Origin of the sequence: Lysinibacillus sp. IITD104, assembly GCF_036698265.2 — a bacterium.
Classification (GTDB): Bacteria; Bacillota; Bacilli; order Bacillales_A; family Planococcaceae; genus Lysinibacillus; species Lysinibacillus boronitolerans.
Genome location: NZ_JBAHYH020000001.1, coordinates 1,207,203 through 1,225,150 on the forward strand (window position 1 = coordinate 1,207,203; position 17,948 = coordinate 1,225,150).

Here is a 17,948-nt window from a genome sequence, read left to right on the forward strand (position 1 = left end):
AACAAATCACACAAGGAGGAAATGTTGATGAAGAAAATGAAGTTGTTTTTATTCCTAGCACTAATGACTGTACTTATCCTGCAAGCATGCTCTACCGCTAGCAATAATAGTACGGAGGGTTCCAAAGAGGGATCAAAAGGCGTAGGAGGAGAATTAGTCGTTCTAAGAGCAGCAGATGCGACAAGTCTTGACCCTCATTTTATTACAGATATTCCATCAGCGAATATTATTCATGGCAAGGTATATGAAACACTTGTCGCTTTTGATAGAGATCGTAAAATTGTTCCATTACTCGCAAAAGAGTGGGAGCAAAAAGATGAAGTCACATGGACATTTACATTGAATGAAGGCATTAAATTCCATGATGGAGCAGATTTTAATGCAGAAGCTGTAAAAGCGACATTTGACCGAATTCTAGATCCTGCAACTGGATCACCACAGCGTGATAAATTATCGATGATTAATGAAGTAGTAGTAGATGATGAGTATGTTGTAACGTTGAGGTTAAAAGAACCGTATGCTCCACTTCTTTCTATTTTAGCAAGTCAAGAGGGTAGTATGATGAGCCCTAAAGCAATTGCTGAAGCAGCGGACGAATTAGCAACACACCCAGTAGGGACAGGCCCATTTGTATTTGAATCTTGGAAATCTGGTCAAGAAATTACATTAATTTCGAATAAAGACTATTGGGGAACTGTACCGAAAGTAGATAAAGTAACATTTAAAGTTGTACCAGAGGATTCTACTCGTCTAGCAATGATTGAAAGCGGAGAAGCGCATATTGCTGAACAAGTACCTGTAACAGAGATTGATCGTATTGAAAATTCTTCAACGATGAACTTATTCCGTGCAGAAGGACTAGCAGTAGAATTTATCGGCTTCAACGTGAAAGATAAATTATTATCGGATGTAAAAGTACGTCAAGCTATTAGCTATGCTGTTGACCGTGAAGCGATTATCAGCGGTATTTATGATAACGTAGGAACACTTGCAAATTCTGCAATGAGTCCAAAAATTATTGGATATTCTAGTGAAACGAAACCGTATGACTACGATGTAGTGAAGGCAAAAGATTTATTAAAAGAAGCTGGTGTTCAAGAGGGAACAAAAGTTAAATTACTGACAAGTGATCGTAAAGAGCGTATCAATATGGCGGAGGTTATTCAATCTCAATTAAAAGGAATCGGATTAGATGTTGAAATTCAAGTAATGGAGTATGGTGCATTTATTTCTGAAATTACGAAAGAACAGCACCAAATCTTTATTAGTGGCTGGGGTAATGCTACTGGTGATGCTGATTATAACCAATATAATCTATTCCACACTGCTTCTATGGGGCCTCCAGGAAACCATTTCTACTATTCAAATCCAGAAGTAGACAAGCTAATTGAGCAAGGACGTTCTGAAGCAAACCAAGAGGCACGTAATGAAATCTACAAAAAAGCAATGCAAATCGAGTTAGATGAGGCTGTGTATATTCCAGTACGTAACTACGAGCATTTAGCGGTTTATAGTAATGCTGTAAAAGGTTTCTGGTTAGATGCATCTAACTACACAATGATCAGTGGCGTTGAAATTGTAGAGTAATCAAATTTGGTGATAGACGGAAAATACCAATTGGGAGGAAACTATGAGTAAACTATTGCTGAAAAATGTGAGATTAGAAGAAGCATATGAGCGCGAAAATGAACACATTGTTGCTACTCGTACAGGTATTTATGATGTTCTAATAGAAAATGGGCATGTTCAACAAGTAGATAAGGATATAGTGGTTGATGGAGATGTAGAAGTGATAGATGCGCAACAGCAGCTATTAGTCCCTTCATTCCGAGAGATGCATATTCATATCGATAAAACGTATTTTGGCGGGGAATGGCAGGCACCGAGGCCCATTACTAAAGGGATTTTAACACGTATTGAAGAGGAAAGAACTCTATTACCACAACAATTGCCGACAGCTGCTTATCGAGCAGAGGAAATGGTGAAGTGGCTCATTTCACAAGGGCACACACATATTCGTTCTCATTGTAATGTGGACCCACAAATTGGGACAAAGCATATTGAAATTACAAAACAGGTTTTAGCAAACTTTCAAGATCAAATCACATATGAGATTGTGGCCTTCCCACAGCATGGCTTATTACGCTCCAATGTGGAGGGACTGATGCGTGAGGCAATGGCAATGGGGGCAACGCTTGTTGGTGGCGTTGATCCATCCATTGTAGATCGCAATATCGAAAAGTCATTACAAACAACAATGGGTATTGCACAAGACTATCATGCAGGGATCGATATTCATATTCACACCGCTAACACACTAGGCGAATTTGAATTTTATAAACTGATAGAGTTAACGAAACAAGCGAAAAAAGAAGGACAAGTCACGATTAGCCATGCAATGGCACTTGCTGATTTAGAACAGTCACGCTTAGAAAATTTAGTTCAAGCGATGGCTGAGGTGCAAATGGATGTTACGACAACTGTCCCAATCGATTTGAATCGTTCGACAATACCAATTCCTTATCTTTATAACAATGGTGTAAAGGTATCTGTAGGACATGATAGCTTAACAGATCATTGGTCTCCATATGGTACTGGTAATACGATTATGAAATTAAATGTCATGGCGGAGAGATTCCGTTTTATTGATGAATATTCATTAAGTCGCGCTTGGAAATATGCTTCTGGTGGTATCACACCATTGAATGATGCTGGAGAACGGGTTTGGCCTCAAGTTGGTGATAAAGCCAATATGCTGTTAGTGGATGGCGTGAGTACTGCCCATGTGATAGCAAGAAGATGTCCAATTACTACCGTCATTTCACGAGGTAAAATGATTCATCAACAGGATGTAGGAGAGTTGAAAGGAGAATTCAGATGAAGCACTGGCTTACAAATGTTCTACTTGAAACAGGAGAATATCTAAAGGAAAATGATACAGTTGGAACGAAAGTGGAGCTTTTTCACCTTGAAATTACAGATGGCTTCATTTCCCAAATTGTACCTGCAACAGAGGCAATCGATTCTCCAAATGAAGTCACAGATATGAAAGGAAAGCTGCTATTACCTGCCTTTAAGGAAATGCATAATCATTTAGATAAAACATACTTATCTTTACCGTGGAAGGCTTGTGTGCCCGTAAAGAATTTAAAGGAACGACTTGATCGGGAAGCACAAGAGCTAACCGTTCTTGCTACAACAGGTAAACAACGTGCGGCTGCAATGATTGAAAAAATCCTTAAGAACGGTGCGAATCACATTCGTACACATGTCAATATCGATCCATACATTGGATTAAAAAATTTAGAATGTGTACTAGCGGCATTGGACGATTATAAAGATGTCGTGACATCCGAAATCATTGCCTTTCCACAGCATGGTCTATTAAGAGATGATGTCCCTAAATTATTGCGTGAAGCTTTACGCAATGGAGCGACGATGATTGGTGGCCTAGATCCAGCGGGCATCGATAACTCGATTGAGCCTTCTCTTTATGAAGTGATGGATATTGCACAGGAATTTAATGTTGATGTCGATATTCATTTACATGATGGTGGCCATGTTGGGTTTTATACAATCGATAAATGGATAGATATTGTGGAGGAAGCCAAATATCAAGGAAGAACGGCGATAAGTCATGCCTTTTCACTTGGTGATGTATCAGTCATGGAACAACATAAAATTGCAGATCGTTTAGCGCAACAACAAGTAAAAATAATGTCAACAGTGCCATTTGATTTGCGACGATTAATTCCACCGATTGAATTACTATCAGAGCACGGCGTGGATGTCCACTTTGGTTGTGACGGCTTTTATGATTCTTGGAGTCCTAATGGCTCAGGAGATATTTTAGAAAAAGCGACTACTTTTGCAGACATTTCTCGTAAACTTGACGAACGCTCTATTCGACAAACATTAAAATATATTACAAGTGGTGTCACGCCATTAGATGCAAATGGTCAGAAGGTCTGGCCGAATGTGAAAGATGAAGCAAGTTTTGTATTCTTTGACGCAGTTTCAAGCGCTGAAGTTATTGCACGTAAACCATCCAACCGAGTGGTTATGTCTAAAGGTAAGTTTATTAACTAAGTATCAATCTAAATCCCCCTTATTTAGATAACATAGCAAACTAGAAAATTTCTAGTTTGCTATACTTATGTTTTAATAGAAAAGATGAATAAAGGAAAGGAAAGTAGATTTGTCATTACTTATGTAGAAATCTCTTTATATGCAGGTGCGATAAAATATGAAGCAATTAACAATCTATATGATTTTATTTAGCTGTGTATTTTTTTGGGCCAGTAATTTCATTATTGGCTCTATTTTAATTGAACATTGGGATCCTTTAACGGTCGCCGTTTTTAGATTAATTGTCATTGTTCTATTTTTAGGGGGGATTAGTTGGAAAGCAATTTGCCAAACAACATTTACGAGAAATGATCTATTGTTATTGATCCTTGCAGGAATATTGGGCGTTTCTATTAATCACTATAGCTTTTATGCTAGTCTCCAGCATACTTCTCCTATCACTGCTGCCTTAATCTTAGCCTGTGCACCGATTGTCACATCTCTACTGAATAAAATGATTTATCATGAATCACGTAACGGCATATTTTGGCTAGGTGCGATACTTTCATTTGTTGGTGTTGGCCTCATCATTACAAAGGGGGCACTTATCACCATTTCAATCGGTAAGGGTGAGGTGCTGAGCTTAATTACAATGCTAAGCTTTGCTTTGTTCCTCATTATTGTCAATCATCTTAGTCTGAAAATGTCTGCCCAGTCGATAACGTTCTATACAAATTTAATAGGTTTACTGGTGCTTGTGCCATTTTCATTTACTATTTTGCCGCAGACGAATTGGCAAGTTGCAATGCCCTACTGGTTATTGCTCATTTTATCAGCAATTATTATTCACGGGGTGAGTAATTTAATGTGGAATCAGCAAATGAAGGAGATTGGCTCAACGAATGCGTCACTGTTGTTAAACTTTGAGCCAGCTATAGCTATGCTATTAAGTGCATTATTTTTAAAACAATTCCCTACAAGTGTTCAAATATATGGTTCTTTATTAATTTTAGTAGGAATTTTGTTGTGTATTTATTATAAAGAAATTAAAATTTTGCTTTTGCTGAAAAGAAAAGCAAATTAAAAAATGCACTTTTCTGTACAGCATGTTAGAAATGATTTCTAGCATGCTGTTTTTCTGTAGATTGTATGTATTGTTTTTGTGCAAAAATAATATTACTTCAAAAAAATCCTCTTTTAGAATATTTCCATCATGTAGAAGCAATTGATACCGAGTTAACAGAATTTTATCTCTTATTCTTTGTATAAAAAATATATATTTGGATAATAAAAATCTTGTTGTATTGAAAGCATTTTATAAAATATTCATCCGCTGTATTGTGAATAATTTGTTATTTTATTAATTTAAGTAAAATTAAATTTTTTTATAAAAAATTCTGACCATTACTAAATAGAAAAATTTTGTCTATTACATTTATAAAATGCTCTTTTGTTCTATAAATTTCTATATACTACATATTTACTGTGCTTCTTTTTATGAGAGATACACATAATAATACTCCTGGTAAAATAAGACGTATACATTTATTGAATGTGAAAATATGCACAAATTTCATTATCTTAATATAATTAAATATTGTTTGAGGAATAGATCAGAAAAGTAATATTAGCTAAATGGTGTTATGTTTTTTGTAAAATAAACGTAGTTATACTTAGAGACTGTAAGGTTTGTGGGATATAACATATTAATAAAAAAGAGAAAAACTTTTTGGAGAAATAATATTTTTTAGAAAAACATCTTGCATTTGAATAATTCTAAGTGGTAAATTGTTTTACATGGACGTTCATAGAATTTTCACAGGTAGCAAAAGAGGGGAGAAATGAGAATTTATGAATAAAAATAGATGGTTAATTGCATTATCTGCAATCGCTATTCACCTTTCGATCGGTGGAGCCTATGCATACAGTGTATACAAGCTACCGATTGTCACAGAAATGGGATGGAGTGAAACAAAGGTAACGATTGCCTTTACCATTATGATGGGATTAGCTGGTTTCTCAGCTGCATTATTTGGTAGTTTAGTAGAAAAAATGGGACCACGTAAATCGGCGATGGTAGCAGCTGTCTTATTTGGAGCAGGACAAGCTGGGGCAGGTGTAGCCATTTCAATGGATTCTGTTGTTATGTATTGGTTAACGTATGGTGTTCTTAGTGGATTAGGAATGGGGATTGGCTATATTGCACCGGTATCAACACTTGTAAAATGGTTCCCAGACCGTCGTGGTCTAGCAACAGGTATGGCCGTACTTGGTTTTGGATCGGGTGCACTTATTACAGCACCAGTCGCAGCCAACTTAATGGAGGCAGTTGGCATTTCTACAACATACTTTATTCTAGGAGCAAGTTACTTCACGTTAATGATTTTAGGGGCTTCATATATAGCACCACCTAAGCCAGGTTATATGCCTGCTAATATGAAAGCGGCTGCTAATAATGGCAAGGATGTAGTTAAGAAAGATTTAGCTGTTATGTCAGCACGAGAAGCTGTTAAAACAAAGCATTTCTGGATGCTTTGGTCCATGCATTTAGTCAATGTAACGGCAGGGATTATGATGATTTCTGTTGCTTCACCAATGGCACAAGAAATTGTTGGTCTATCTGTTGCAGGTGCTGCCGCAATGGTAGGAATTATGGGGTTATTTAATGGTGGTGGCCGTTTAATTTGGGCTGCTGTGTCTGATTATATCGGACGTTCAAACGTTTTCGTTATTTTCTTTACAGCACAGCTAATCACATTTATCGTTTTACCACATACAACTAACGTAATTATTTTCCAAGCACTTATCTTCTTAGTTGTTAGTTGCTATGGTGGTGGGTTCTCAAATCTACCTGCATTTGCAAGTGATTTATTTGGAACAAAGCAACTTGGTGTGATTCATGGTTATTTATTAACAACGTGGTCATTGGGTGGAGTTTTTGGACCATTGTTAGTAAGTGCAATCAAAAATGCGTATGGAAGCTATATTCCTGTATTCTATGTATTCGCAGGTTTAATCGCTGCTTCGTTAATTATTTCCTTAACGTTACGTGCAGATGTTCGTAAGCAAACAGCTTTAAAAGCAGCGCAAAATGTTGGAGATGTTTCTGCTACACAATAATATGAACTTTCTTACTATATAGGTGTCATTTCGTGAATGGCACTTATATAGTTATTTTTTTGAAGTGATTGTTATATAACAATCATTATTTCTTTGTTTAATGTATAACAGCACATGTCTGATGTCAATAACATTACTGGAAATAAAGTGATTTCGTTATTAAAAGAGAAATTTTGTAACGAAATGCACAATGAGGGACAATCCGTTAAAAATTGAATCTTTTCTCAAAGATCAACGTATATAAAGTAATTAGGGAGGGATCAATCATGGGGAAATTTTCTTTAGATGAATTTGTTCATAAAACACAGCAGGACGATAATGACAATGATTATTTTGAATTGGAAACTGAACGTGTATTAGAGGTTAATCTCAACGGTGAAGTGTGGTCAAAAATGGGCGCTATGATTTCCTATACAGGTGATATTAAATTTGAACGTGAGCGCGTCTTGGAGCATGGTCTTGGCAAAATGTTTAAAAAGGCTTTAACGGGTGAAGGTACGCAATTGATGAAAGCTAGCGGAAAGGGCAGACTCTATTTAGCAGACCAAGGAAAGAAAGTAACTGTTTTTGATTTGAAAAACGACAGTATTTGTGTCAATGGCAATGATTTACTTGCCTTTGAGCCTAGCATCGAATGGGATATACGTTTGATGCGTAAAATGGCTGGCATCATGTCAGGTGGTTTATTTAATGTCACACTTCAAGGAACAGGGAAGGTTGCGATTACAACTCATTTTGAACCACTGACATTATTAGTGAAACCAGGTGAAACCGTATATACTGATCCACATGCTACTGTCGCATGGTCAGGCAACCTATCACCTGAATTTAAAACAGATATTAGCTTCCGTACATTTATCGGCCGAGGCAGTGGAGAATCCATCCAGATGGCGTTTTCTGGTGAGGGCTTTGTTATTATTCAACCATTTGAAGAAGTGTATATGGCTAGTGAAAGCTAAAAAAGCGCGTCCGTTTTCCACGGACACGCTTTTTCTTCTATTATAATGCCGCATGCATTCCTGCAATACGTCCTGTTACGAGGGCTGAAGTGATGTTATAGCCGCCTGTATAGCCATGAATATCAAGAATTTCTCCACAAAAGAACAGTCCCTCTTTTTTCTTTGAGGCCATTGTTTTTGGCTCGATTTCTTTTACAGAGACACCGCCACCTGTTACAAATGCCTTATCAAGTGACTGTGTGCCACTCACTGTTAACGTGAAGTTTACTAGTAAACGTGCTAGCTGACGAATTTTCTCTTGGGATAATTCAGCGCCCGTCAATTGAACATCAATATGTGCTCGTTCACATAAGAACAAGAGCCATCGTTCAGGTGCTATGCCTTTCCAAACATTTTTCACAGCTTTTTTCGGATCTTCTTTTATTAATTTATTTAAATATTGTAGACATGTTTCTTCATTATCATGTACCAGTGTTTGAATACGCATTGTCACGGGTTCATAGCCTGTTTTCATTAATTCTTTCACAACGAATTGACTACAACGCAAAATAGCAGGACCACTTAAACCAAAATGGGTAAAGAGCATGTCCATTTGATGGGTGACGAGTGTCTTGCCTTTTTTATTTAGCACGGAGACAGCAACATCACGCAGTGCTAGTCCTTGTAGCTCACGCGCTTGAATAAAATCTTCTTTTGAAATAATAGGGACTTCTGTTGGGAATAAGGTTGTGATTGTATGACCCGCACGTTCAGCCCAAGGATAGCCATCACCTGTTGAGCCTGTTTGTGGAACCGCCTTGCCACCAACGGCTACAACGACTGCTTGACTACGGACTTCGGTGCCGTCAGCAAGACGTACACCCAAAATTTTATCTTCATCCATTAGAAGCTTACTGACAGCTGTGTGTAAACGAACTTCAATATGAAGGCGTTGTAGCTGTCTAATCAGCGCATCCACGACATCTTGTGCGCGATTGGATACAGGGAACATTCTACCGTGGTCCTCTTCCTTTAGGGCGACACCAAGCCCTTCAAAAAATGCAATTATATCTTCATTATTATAAACGGTAAAAGGACTATAGAGAAAACGACCATTACCAGGTATATGCTTCACGATTTCTTCAACAGGCAAACGATTTGTAACATTACAGCGTCCTCCGCCAGAAATGGCCAATTTCTTGCCTAGTTTTGTGCCTTTTTCTAACAATAACACTTTCTTTTTACGCTCTCCAGCAGCAATCGCCGCCATTAAACCAGATGGGCCACCACCGATCACGATTACATCATACATAGTTAGAAACTCACTTTCTGTTCAAATTAGGAATCCTTCCTATTATACATGAAGTCTATATAGAGAGGGACTTTCTTTGACATTGAAAATAATAGAAAAGTGTTTTATAATTCTTTATCTCATCTTTTGAGATGAAGAGCTTATACAGTAGAATGAAACACAATATTCTTTGTTATACAAATGGATGAATGAAAGTTTTCCTTTATTAGCATTGTCAGCATGAAATGTATGTCTTTTCGTGCTATTATGGTAAAGGTTATGCACTAAATTATGAGGTGAAAAATAGAATGTGCGGATTTATAGGTTATATTAATGGAACAAATGTGATTGATCATCATCAGACGATAGAAAATATGATGAATACAATTATTCACCGTGGACCAGATAGCGGTGGTATTCATAGTGACGATAAAGTGACGTTAGGTTTCCGTCGATTAAGTATTATTGACTTATCAGACGTAGCGAATCAACCATTATATAGTGCAGATGGAAATATTGTGCTTGTATTTAATGGAGAAATTTTTAACTTCCAAGAGCTGCGTGCAGATCTTATTGAAAAAGGTCATACGTTTAAAACGCAGTCAGATAGTGAAGTCATTATTTATGGCTATGTAGAATATGGCGTAGATTTTGTGAAGAAACTGCGTGGGATGTTTGCCTTCTGTATTTGGGATAAAAAGAATGATTTACAATTCATTGCGCGCGATGGCTTTGGAATCAAACCATTGTACTACTCTGAGCATACAACAGACGGTACGTTTATTTTTGGCTCTGAAATTAAATCGTTTTTACCACACCCATCATTTATTAAAGAGTTAAATAAACAGGCACTTCGCCCCTATTTAACATTCCAGTATTCATCTATGGATGAAACATTCTTTAAAGGTGTCTTTAAATTACCACCAGCACACTATATGCTGATTCAAAATGGACAAAAGCAAATCGTGCAATATTGGGATAAAAAATTCCATGCAAAAGAAGCACCAATCGAAAAATATATCGAAGAAATTCGTTCAACTGTGAAAGAATCTGTAGAGGCTCATCAAATCAGTGATGTAAAAGTTGGTTCATTCTTATCGGGTGGTATTGACTCTAGTTATATTACGTCTTTATTACGCCCAGATAAATCCTTCTCAGTCGGGTTTGCGGACTATGAAGATATGTTCAATGAGACAAATCTTGCAAAAGATTTATCAGATACGTTGAATATTCAAAATGAACGTAGATACATTACCGCAGATGAGTGTTTCGAAGCTCTTCCTAAAATTCAATGGCATATGGATGAGCCGCAATCCAATCCATCTTCAGTGCCACTTTACTTCCTTTCAGAGCTTGCTTCAAAAGATGTAACGGTTGTCCTATCAGGTGAAGGTGCCGATGAAATTTTTGGTGGGTATGCTTGGTATCAAAACTCAGGTAGAATGCAAAAATACGAAAAATTACCATTAGGTCTTCGAAAAACATTACGTGGAATGGCAGAAGCCCTACCGAAAAATCAATACACGAATTTCCTTATTAAAGGTGCTCAAACAGTAGAAGAACGGTTTATTGGGGAAGCGGTAGTTTGGGATGAAGTAGATGCTATTAATGTTTTAAAGCCAGCTTATAAAAATGCCCCATCTGTAAAATCGATTACAAAACGTATTTATGATGAAGTACCTGGCGATGATGATGTGACAAAAATGCAGTATCTAGATCTAAATCTTTGGATGCCTGGTGATATTTTATTAAAGGCAGATAAAATGAGTATGGCGCACTCAATTGAATTACGTGTACCATTTTTAGATAAAGAAGTAATGGAGTTAGCTAAAAATATTCCATCAAGATACCGTGTGAATGATATCGATACAAAGTATGTTCTACGTCAAGCCGCACATCAGGAATTGCCAGAAGAATGGGCAAAGCGTCCGAAACTTGGATTCCCAGTGCCAATCCGTCACTGGTTACGTGAAGAAAAGTATTACAACATGGTAAAAGAAATGTTTACAACTGACTTTGCAAATGAATTTTTTGATACCAAACAATTAGTTGGCTATCTAGATGAGCATTACGAAGGGAAAGCAAATCGTGGTCGCTATATTTGGACGGCTTATGTATTCCTAGTATGGTATAAAAAGTTCTTTGTGGACATGGTATAAAGAAATACCTTAATCGGTGGGGATGTTCAATTCCTCACCGATTATTTTAAGGTCTTTTTTCATCAGATTTTCTTTGGAATGAACTTTTTGATGTATTTATGCGTCTCATTTCCTATAAATATGTTAAGATTACAGTTGGTTTACTTTTATTGCTCTTAGAGTGACAGCGCTTGCATAGGTGTTGTTTCAAAAGAAAAAGTTTTATAAGTATTCTTTGAAGTGTTACGATAATAATATTGATTTTACAATGAATGGATGGGTATGATGTCCAATTTAATGAAAGGTACTGCGATATTAACAATGGGGATGTTTTTATCGAAGGTACTCGGATTAATTTATATTTTTCCGTTTTATGCAATTGTTGGCGAGAAGAACATTGCGCTTTACCAATATGCATATATTCCCTATTCAATTATGTTGGCAATCGCCATTTCAGGTGCGCCAATAGCCGTCTCTAAATTTGTTTCCAAATATAATGCCATGGGGGATTATCAATCAGGTCGCAAGCTGATGAAATCCGGCATTCTAATTATGATGGTGACAGGTTTCGCAGCATTTATTGCCCTCTTTCTACTTGCAACGCCAATAGCAGGGCTTGTTATTAAGAGTGAGGAACAGGTCTTTACTGTTGAACAGATTGCTTCCGTAATACGATGGGTTAGTTTTGCACTAATCGTAGTACCATTTATGAGTCTATGGCGTGGCTTCTTCCAAGGCTACGACAAAATGGAACCTACCGCCGTTTCACAATTGGTGGAACAAATTGTGCGAATTGTTGTGTTACTTGGCGGATCGTTCTTAGTGGTTATTGTGTTTAAAGGGAAACCAGAGACAGCCATCTCCTTTGCTGTGTTTGCTGCATTTATCGGGGCAATCGGTGGATTAGGTGTTCTTTATTATTACTGGAAAAAATATCAGTCTGAATTTAACTTATTACGTAGTCAAAGTGTGACTTCCACACAGCTACCAATGTCCAATATTTATAAAGAAGTGATTACCTATTCCATTCCAATGGTGTTTGTAGGGGTGGCAAATCCGTTATTCCAATTAGTCGACATGCTTACGTTTAATGGAGCAATGACGTCTATTGGTTTAGCAGAAGTAACAGATACTTATTTATCGATGATTAACTTTATGACACATAAAGTGGTTATCATCCCTGTTATGCTAGCGACTGGATTTTCGATGGCGCTTGTACCAACGATTACAAAGTATTTTACACAGGGAGAGTATTTAGCGCTCCGCCATGCAATGGATAAGACCTATCAAATTTTAATCTTTATTACATTGCCAGCTGTTGTTGGTATTTCTCTGTTAGCCAATGAAATTTATTTTATGCTTTATTCGGAAAGTGAAATGGGAGCAACCATTTTAGCGCATTATGCACCTGTTGCGATTTTATTTGCGTTATTCCAAGTCACAGCAGCCTTACTTCAAGGAATTGATTTTCAAAAGTGGATTGTCTTCAGTTTATTATCTGGGATTTTCGTGAAGCTAGCATTAAATATTCCTTTAATTCGCTGGTTAGAGGCAGATGGTGCTATAGTTGCTACAGCTATTGGCTATAGTGTTTCAATTATCATTAATATGCTTGTGTTACGAAAAACGTTAAATTATCGATCAGAAATGGTTGTGCGTCGTGTCATGCTAATTGCTTTATTGACAATGGCGATGGCCATAAGCGTGCTGATTGTGCATAAATTATTAGAATTACTAATGGGTCCAGTTGATAGTAAATTCTCAGCATTACTATTCTCAATTATTTGTGCGGGTGTGGGTGCGGCTGTCTATGGCTTTTTATCATTACGCCTAGGCTTAGCCCAAAAGCTATTAGGTGAACGATTAACCCGTATTATGAGTAAACTGGGATTGAAATAGGAGTGGAACGATGCGTTTAGATAAATTACTAGCAAATATGGGGTATGGCTCTCGCAAGGAAGTGAAGCAGCTACTAAAACAAAAAGCTGTCTCAGTAGACGGTGCTTACGTCAAGGATGCAGCTTTACACGTAGACCCAGAACAGCAAATTGTATCAGTGTTTGGAGAGCGCGTTGTTTATACAGAGTTTGTTTATTTTATGATGAATAAACCGCCTGGTGTTATTTCTGCCACTGAAGATTTAAGAGATGAAACAGTTATTGATTTATTAGAGCCATTACATCAGCATTTTCAGCCGTTTCCTGTTGGTCGACTAGATAAAGACACAGAGGGCTTGCTTTTATTAACTAATGACGGTGTGTTGGCTCACAATTTATTATCTCCTAAAAAACATGTGCCAAAAGTTTATTATGCACAGATTGAAGGCGTTGTGACAGAAGAAGATGCCGAGAAATTTGCAAATGGTGTTGAACTAGATGATGGCTATGTTACAAAGCCTGGAAAGCTTGTGATTTTAAAGTCTGCACAGCAATCTGAAATAGAGCTAACGATTCAAGAAGGCAAGTTTCATCAGGTAAAGCGAATGTTTGAGGCGGTAGGAAAGCGTGTAACATATTTAAAGCGTATTTCTATGGGAAGCCTGACATTAGATGAAAATCTAGCGTTAGGTGAATATCGTGAGCTTACTACTGAAGAGCTAAACGGTTTACAAAACAATGATTAAACATATTAATCCTCGATGCCACACATAGCATCGGGGATTTTTATATACAGTAATAGGACTGTAACTGTATAATATGAAATGAGTTATTGTGATATAGTCATAGAATGTATCATATTTGAAATGTTTCCGAAAAGACGATGGTATAAATAATTAGAGGACAATTAAATGAAGAACCTGCGTATTAAATTATTACTATCTTTAATAGCATTTGCAGTCATACTTGTTGCTGTTATTTCATATGTAAACCGACAAATACTGGTAACAGAGATAGAAAAGCAAGTGAGCATGAATAAAATATTAATTGAAAATCATATTTTGACAGATATGCAAACTGTCGATAATGCCCATTTTTATTTTGATAATAATATTTCAGATAAAATGGAACAGGAGCTTAGACAGTTAAAAAACTATTACCATGAAAATCCTAATATAGCTACTTGGGATTTACAGCAAATGAAAAAGAAACATGGTATGGATATTTACATAGTGGATCAATCTAATACAGTGGTTTACACGACTTTTACCAAAGATATTGGCTTGGATTTCTCGCGTTGCTGTCAACGTTTTTCTGCTTTATTGGATGAACGGCGCGCTAGTGGCGAATTTTTTACAGATGGAATTGATATTTCAACATCAACAGGAGAATATAGAAAATTTGGCTATCTGGCAACACATGATAAGAAATATTTGCTTGAGTTAGGTATAGACCTACTAAATGATCCTGTCTTCCAAACCTTTAATTTTGAGAAAACTGCACAGTACTTAATTGGTAAATATATTGATTTAGTGGATGTGCAAGCAATTAATGCAGGAGGCGTTTTCTTTAATGATTCGAGATCGAAGAGAATCACTGTACAGGAGCAATCTAAGAAATTTCAAAAATACTTCGAGCTGGCAAAGAAAACAATGGAGCCAGTGGAGTATGAAAAGGTTTTAGACAATGGTTATATAGAAACCCATCGTTTTCTGCCCTATGAAGCAGAGACAGTGAGAGGGGAGTCTTCCAAAAGAATTGTCTATGTGAAATTTATCAATATCACTAAAATGGAAGCACTCCAAAAAAATTCAAAACAATTTTGGAGCTTACTGTTCATCGCCTTACTAACATCGTTTATTATGTTGCTAGTCATTAATAAAATTCTATCTAAAACAATACAGCTAGCTACCTTCGATCCGTTAACTGGGGTCTATAATCGTGCTACATATATCAGGAAAATTGATAATTTATTAAGAAAAAGAAAAATAAATGTGCCGGGTTTATTGTTAATTGATTTGGATAACTTTAAACAAGTGAATGATCAATTTGGGCATGTAGAAGGAGATCATATCCTCGTTGAAACAGCGAGAATTTTAAAGCGTGTTGTGAAACAAAGTGGCTTTGTCGTACGCTTCGGTGGGGATGAATTTGCCATTGTTTTATACGATACAACAGAGGAAAAGATGCAGCACATGGCAGAGGCCATTTTGACTCAAATAAGGTCCGTTAAGTATGATGACCATGCTAGCGAGAAATGGTCTGTATTATCTGTAAGCATGGGTGGAGCCATTTATAACCATGCTGAAGATACAGAAATGAGCTTATTTGAACGGGCCGATAAAGCGCTGTATCAATCGAAAAATGCTGGTAAGGATCAATACTCTAGTTATGCAGAGGTCGCTGCTGACGAAGGCTATAATAGTTAAAAAAAACGCCCCATTTTATCGATAGCAGCATTAGCTATTTTGATAGAAATGGGGCGTTTATTAATGAGCTGCTGTTTTGGTTCTATAAAAGATACAACTACATAAAACAAGTACAGCGATGACAGGAAACATCGCATTCATATAATGAGTCAATAGCCAACCGCCTATTATTGGGCCAATAAAGCCACCTAAATTTTTAAATTGCGCAGCGCCTAAATAGGTTGCCTTTTGAGTATCTGGCGCAATTTCATCAATCATGACGTTCATCGTAGGGAAGGCAAAGATTTCACCTATGGTAAATATAATCATGCCAATGATATAGAGCGTATAATTAGTGGAGAATCCAAACATAAATAGTCCAATAGCAAAGAACAGTACACCTACTACTAATGTTGCTGTAGATGAAAAACGCTCTGATATTATACTAATTGGTAATTGTAGTAGTAACACAACTGCTGCATTGAGAGAGATTAATAACGAATAAAGTTTTGCACCCTCATCAATTTTTAATTCGATAATTTGTGGTAGCGTTGAGTCAAATTGCGAGTAACCGATATTGATTAAAATGGCTCCCAATATGAAGCTAAGCAGCACACGATTTGTCAAAAGAATTGTGAATGTACTGAGTATCTTTGTTTGTGTAACCGCTTTGGGTTGCTGCATTTGATAGCGATTTAACACAAAAAATAAAAAAACAGCGTAAATAATATACATAAGCCCTGTCAGCATAAAAGGGATACTTGGACTGGATAGCTGTGAGATATACACGCCAATAATAGGACCAATAACCGCTGCAATATTGATGGCTGTGTAACGTAAGGAAAATAGTCTTTTTCGTTTATCAGCAGGTGTAAAATCAATCATCAATGCCTGTGTAGAAGGTTCAAAAAATGAACGACAAAGTCCATTCAAAGCATTGAATAGGATAAATAGCCAAACAACATGAACCGTTGAGAAGCCAAAGAACACAAGACTCCAAACAATAATTGTTAATAGAATAACGCTTTTTCTACCAAAACGATCGGTTAGATAACCCCCGAAAAATCCACCTACTGTGGAGATGAGTGGCGCGATACCAATTGTCAATCCAATTTGTAATGGAGAGGCTTGAATTTCATTATGTAAATAAATAGCTAAAAAAGGCATTGCCATAAAACTTGCAATACGCGTAAAGATTGTTCCACCTAAAATAATCCAAACTAATGGATGAAACAACTTCGACAAAGTCATAGAAAATCCTCCTCTCAACATTTAGAATGTTTCGAGTTTAACGGATTGTTAAGCAACTGTAAATAGTCAAAATAATCTTGAACGAGAACAACGCAGATAATGGCGCGTATATTTTTGTCGCTCTGCTAAAATGTGAAGCACAGATTGTAGGGCAAAAGTGAATGCTCTGGTAGGTGAGCGGAAGGAATATGTAAATGATCGCTTTATCAGATAGATGAACTCACTCTCCCCCTATAGAAGTCAGTAAGTAAAGTGGGAAAAAATCTAATAATCTTCTAATGACAAAAAAGAATGACCCCGACGAAAAGGTCATTCTTTTTCCATACACAATGCTTTACGTACAAAACGTAAAACTAAGACGTTAATTTTACTTTTTTCTTCGTCGTTGTCCATCTGCCTCGACTTGGACTCGTCACCAAATCGTTAAAGGCTAACACGTTCAAATCTCTTTGAACGGTGCGAGGAGTGATACTAAACTCTTCGACTAAATCCTGTGTAGACACGGTTCCTTTGTCTAAAATAAACATGTACACGTCTTTAATACGATTAAGCATTCGATCAGTAGTTGGTTTCATTAAATGAACCACTCCTTCATCTTAATTCTCTTGGCAAAGACTAGCGGACGACAATATGTGCGGAGTGCACTTAGGCTAATAAGTAGCTGCCTTAGACATCCCCTTTTCTAATTTTATAGTCAGAACAATTATTCTGATAACTTTATTATATAGAAAAACTACTTGATTTTCTAGTGAATGCAAGAGAAATTTACAATTGATATAAAAAATTTATACTGTATTTTGTGGGAATAGGTGAAAAACATGCTATATATGGTAGTGGCAGTAGAAGTGACTGAAAAA

13 protein-coding genes are annotated in these 17,948 nt (G+C 36.8%); 10 read left to right on the forward strand and 3 right to left on the reverse strand.

Annotated elements, in window-relative coordinates:
* Window positions 1-27: 27 nt before the first annotated feature.
* The 6 genes from V1L66_RS06210 (at window position 28) to V1L66_RS06235 (ending at window position 8,147) form a co-directional block, all read left to right on the forward strand.
* Window positions 28-1,587, forward strand: coding sequence for a glutathione ABC transporter substrate-binding protein (locus V1L66_RS06210; protein ID WP_333005417.1), 1,560 nt, complete (start codon window positions 28-30; stop codon window positions 1,585-1,587).
* 43 nt (window positions 1,588-1,630) lie between these two features.
* Complete coding sequence (locus tag V1L66_RS06215; protein ID WP_333005419.1) at window positions 1,631-2,881, forward strand: amidohydrolase family protein; 1,251 nt, start codon at window positions 1,631-1,633, stop codon at window positions 2,879-2,881.
* Complete coding sequence (locus V1L66_RS06220) at window positions 2,878-4,089, forward strand: amidohydrolase (RefSeq protein ID WP_333005420.1); 1,212 nt, start codon at window positions 2,878-2,880, stop codon at window positions 4,087-4,089. The genes V1L66_RS06215 and V1L66_RS06220 overlap by 4 nt, the downstream gene beginning before the upstream one ends.
* Window positions 4,090-4,246: 157 nt before the next feature.
* Window positions 4,247-5,152 (forward strand): DMT family transporter, encoded by a 906-nt coding sequence (locus tag V1L66_RS06225; protein WP_036078437.1) that lies wholly within the window; start codon window positions 4,247-4,249, stop codon window positions 5,150-5,152.
* 767 nt (window positions 5,153-5,919) lie between these two features.
* Window positions 5,920-7,188 (forward strand): OFA family MFS transporter, encoded by a 1,269-nt coding sequence (locus V1L66_RS06230; RefSeq protein ID WP_004226054.1) that lies wholly within the window; start codon window positions 5,920-5,922, stop codon window positions 7,186-7,188.
* A 266-nt stretch (window positions 7,189-7,454) separates the two neighbouring features.
* Window positions 7,455-8,147: an AIM24 family protein gene (locus tag V1L66_RS06235; RefSeq protein ID WP_016991793.1), complete on the forward strand. Its 693-nt coding sequence runs from the start codon at window positions 7,455-7,457 to the stop codon at window positions 8,145-8,147.
* A gap of 40 nt (window positions 8,148-8,187) precedes the next feature.
* On the opposite strand, the gene V1L66_RS06240 is transcribed toward V1L66_RS06235, so the two are convergent.
* On the reverse strand, window positions 8,188-9,438 hold the full coding sequence (locus V1L66_RS06240; RefSeq protein WP_333005422.1) for an NAD(P)/FAD-dependent oxidoreductase: 1,251 nt from the start codon (window positions 9,436-9,438) through the stop codon (window positions 8,188-8,190).
* 287 nt (window positions 9,439-9,725) lie between these two features.
* On the opposite strand from V1L66_RS06240, the gene asnB reads away from it, so the two are divergent.
* From asnB to V1L66_RS06260, 4 genes are all read left to right on the forward strand, one after another.
* Window positions 9,726-11,576, forward strand: a complete 1,851-nt coding sequence (asnB, locus tag V1L66_RS06245) for an asparagine synthase (glutamine-hydrolyzing) (protein ID WP_333005424.1) — start codon at window positions 9,726-9,728, stop codon at window positions 11,574-11,576.
* A gap of 264 nt (window positions 11,577-11,840) precedes the next feature.
* Window positions 11,841-13,454 (forward strand): polysaccharide biosynthesis protein, encoded by a 1,614-nt coding sequence (locus V1L66_RS06250; protein ID WP_016991790.1) that lies wholly within the window; start codon window positions 11,841-11,843, stop codon window positions 13,452-13,454.
* Window positions 13,455-13,464: 10 nt separating this feature from the next.
* Window positions 13,465-14,178 (forward strand): pseudouridine synthase, encoded by a 714-nt coding sequence (locus V1L66_RS06255; protein ID WP_016991789.1) that lies wholly within the window; start codon window positions 13,465-13,467, stop codon window positions 14,176-14,178.
* Window positions 14,179-14,343: 165 nt separating this feature from the next.
* Window positions 14,344-15,861, forward strand: a complete 1,518-nt coding sequence (locus V1L66_RS06260) for a diguanylate cyclase (RefSeq protein WP_333005426.1) — start codon at window positions 14,344-14,346, stop codon at window positions 15,859-15,861.
* A gap of 60 nt (window positions 15,862-15,921) precedes the next feature.
* On the opposite strand, the gene V1L66_RS06265 is transcribed toward V1L66_RS06260, so the two are convergent.
* Window positions 15,922-17,091, reverse strand: a complete 1,170-nt coding sequence (locus V1L66_RS06265; RefSeq protein WP_333005428.1) for an MFS transporter — start codon at window positions 17,089-17,091, stop codon at window positions 15,922-15,924.
* 353 nt (window positions 17,092-17,444) lie between these two features.
* Complete coding sequence (locus V1L66_RS06270) at window positions 17,445-17,666, reverse strand: DeoR family transcriptional regulator (protein WP_004226074.1); 222 nt, start codon at window positions 17,664-17,666, stop codon at window positions 17,445-17,447.
* Between the last annotated feature and the right edge of the window lie 282 nt (window positions 17,667-17,948).